General features: G+C 52.2%; 2 tRNA genes and 2 rRNA genes (1 of these 4 cut by a window edge). All 4 read right to left on the bottom strand.

From position 1 onward, the window contains the following. Positions 1 to 284, bottom strand: a 23S ribosomal RNA gene (locus tag J0X13_RS15570); it reaches 2,535 nt to the left of the window's first position. 150 nt (positions 285 to 434) lie between these two features. Further along, positions 435 to 508 (bottom strand) — tRNA-Ala (locus J0X13_RS15565). A 101-nt stretch (positions 509 to 609) separates the two neighbouring features. After that, positions 610 to 683 (bottom strand) — tRNA-Ile (locus tag J0X13_RS15560). A gap of 109 nt (positions 684 to 792) precedes the next feature. Next, positions 793 to 2,316 (bottom strand): 16S ribosomal RNA (locus J0X13_RS15555). The 16S and 23S rRNA genes sit together here with 2 tRNA genes alongside, the layout of an rRNA operon. Positions 2,317 to 2,500 lie beyond the last annotated feature (184 nt).

Genomic DNA, 2,500 nt, shown 5'->3' with positions numbered 1-2,500 from the left:
CCCGTCATTGCCGGAACAACGACGGTTTGGGCCGATCCGATTTCGCTCGCCGCTACTCTCGGAATCACTCTTGTTTTCTCTTCCTCCGCCTACTTAGATGTTTCAGTTCAGCGGGTTCGCCTGCCTTACGGCATGACTGGCCTTCAACCAGCCGGGTTGCCCCATTCGGACACCCACGGATCAATGCTCATGTGCAGCTCCCCGTGGATTTTCGCAGCTTATCACGTCCTTCATCGCCTCTGAGAGCCTAGGCATCCCCCATACGCCCTTCTTTTGCTTGTCGCACCTGTGCAATTAAGCACAAATGCCCTCTCGTAATCCTTTATATATTCTATTCTACTTCGTGTTTCTTCTTTGACTTCGCACGTAACAGACCTAAGTCGTTACTGCTCCGTCCCAATATGTCAATGAACTTCTGTCCCGAAAGGGACTCGTGGAGAATATCGGAGTCGAACCGATGACCTCCTGCGTGCAAGGCAGGCGCTCTAGCCAGCTGAGCTAATCCCCCATTATCAGTTGTCAGTTAACGGTTATCAGTTAACAGTACTACATAACGGTAACCCAACATCTAGAATTTCCTGATTTCAGTACTCAATGAACTTATCATCGTAGTCTCAGGCAGACTCGAACTGCCGACCTCTACATTATCAGTGTAGCGCTCTAACCAGCTGAGCTATGAGACTGTCTTGGCCAAATCAATTGCCAGTATATCAAAAAACATATCATAAACGACAGCGCAAAACGTAACAACCACCTCGTGCGGGACCCGTCTCCGGGCGTCTCTTTCTCTAGAAAGGAGGTGTTCCAGCCGCACCTTCCGGTACGGCTACCTTGTTACGACTTAGCCCTAGTTACCGATTTTGCCCTAGGCCGCTCCTTGCGGTGACGGACTTCAGGCACTCCCGGCTTCCATGGCTTGACGGGCGGTGTGTACAAGGCCCGGGAACGTATTCACCGGATCATGGCTGATATCCGATTACTAGCGATTCCAGCTTCACGGGGTCGAGTTGCAGACCCCGATCCGAACTGTGACCGGTTTTGTAGATCCGCGCCCCCTCGCGGGGTGGCTTCCCTCTGTACCGGCCATTGTAGCACGTGTGTAGCCCAGGACGTAAGGGCCGTGATGATTTGACGTCGTCCCCACCTTCCTCACGGTTTGCACCGGCAGTCCCGTTAGAGTCCCCATCTTGACATGCTGGCAACTAACGGTAGGGGTTGCGCTCGTTATAGGACTTAACCTGACACCTCACGGCACGAGCTGACGACAACCATGCAGCACCTTGCAGGCAGTCCGAAGAAAAAGCTATCTCTAGCTTATGCAGCCTGCATTTAAGCCCTGGTAAGGTTCCTCGCGTATCATCGAATTAAACCACATGCTCCACCGCTTGTGCGGGCCCCCGTCAATTCCTTTGAGTTTCATTCTTGCGAACGTACTCCCCAGGTGGGATACTTATCACTTTCGCTTGGCCACGGAGACCGAAGTCCCCACAGCTAGTATCCATCGTTTACGGCGTGGACTACCGGGGTATCTAATCCCGTTCGCTACCCACGCTTTCGTCCATCAGCGTCAGTACATGGTTGGTCACCTGCCTTCGCGATCGGTGTTCTATGTGATATCTATGCATTTCACCGCTACACCACATGTTCCGGCAACCCCACCATGACTCAAGACATGCAGTATCAAAGGCAATTTTATGGTTGAGCCACAAACTTTCACCCCTGACTTACATGCCCGCCTACGGACCCTTTAAACCCAATGATTCCGGATAACGCTCGGACCCTCCGTATTACCGCGGCTGCTGGCACGGAGTTAGCCGGTCCTTATTCTTACGGTACCGTCAGACACCTACACGTAGGTGCGTTTCTTCCCGTATAAAAGCAGTTTACAACCCATAGGGCCGTCATCCTGCACGCGGCATGGCTGGATCAGGCTCCCGCCCATTGTCCAATATTCCTCACTGCTGCCTCCCGTAGGAGTCTGGTCCGTGTCTCAGTACCAGTGTGGGGGATCCCCCTCTCAGGGCCCCTAACCATCGCTGCCATGGTGAGCCGTTACCTCACCATCTAACTAATGGTACGCATGGCCATCCCTGTCCGATAAATCTTTAATCACCTTATCATGCGATAAAACGATACCATGGGGCATTAATCCAAGTTTCCCTGGGCTATTCCCCTGACAGGGGCAGGTTCCATACGCGTTCCGCACCCGTGCGCCGGTCGTCATCAGTTTGCAAGCAAACTATGTTACCCCTCGACTTGCATGTGTTAGGCCTGCCGCTAGCGTTCATCCTGAGCCAGGATCAAACTCTTCATTGTATTTCCTTGAATGTCTGTCCGACACCCGGAAAAACCGAGTCCCTGCATCAAAATGGTTTGTTATTAATTCTACGCTGTCGTTACAATATGTATATGAACTTCTTCTCTTATATTTTACTTCCGAAATCATCCTCTCGGCCCCTCGGAAGCGCCCTGCCTTATCAGCTAAGCGGGTGCAAATATA

The organism is [Muricauda] lutisoli (nom. illeg.), from assembly GCF_017313105.1.
Taxonomy (GTDB): Bacteria; Bacteroidota; Bacteroidia; order Flavobacteriales; family Flavobacteriaceae; genus Flagellimonas; species Flagellimonas lutisoli.
This window is presented reverse-complemented; position numbering and strand designations above follow the sequence as displayed.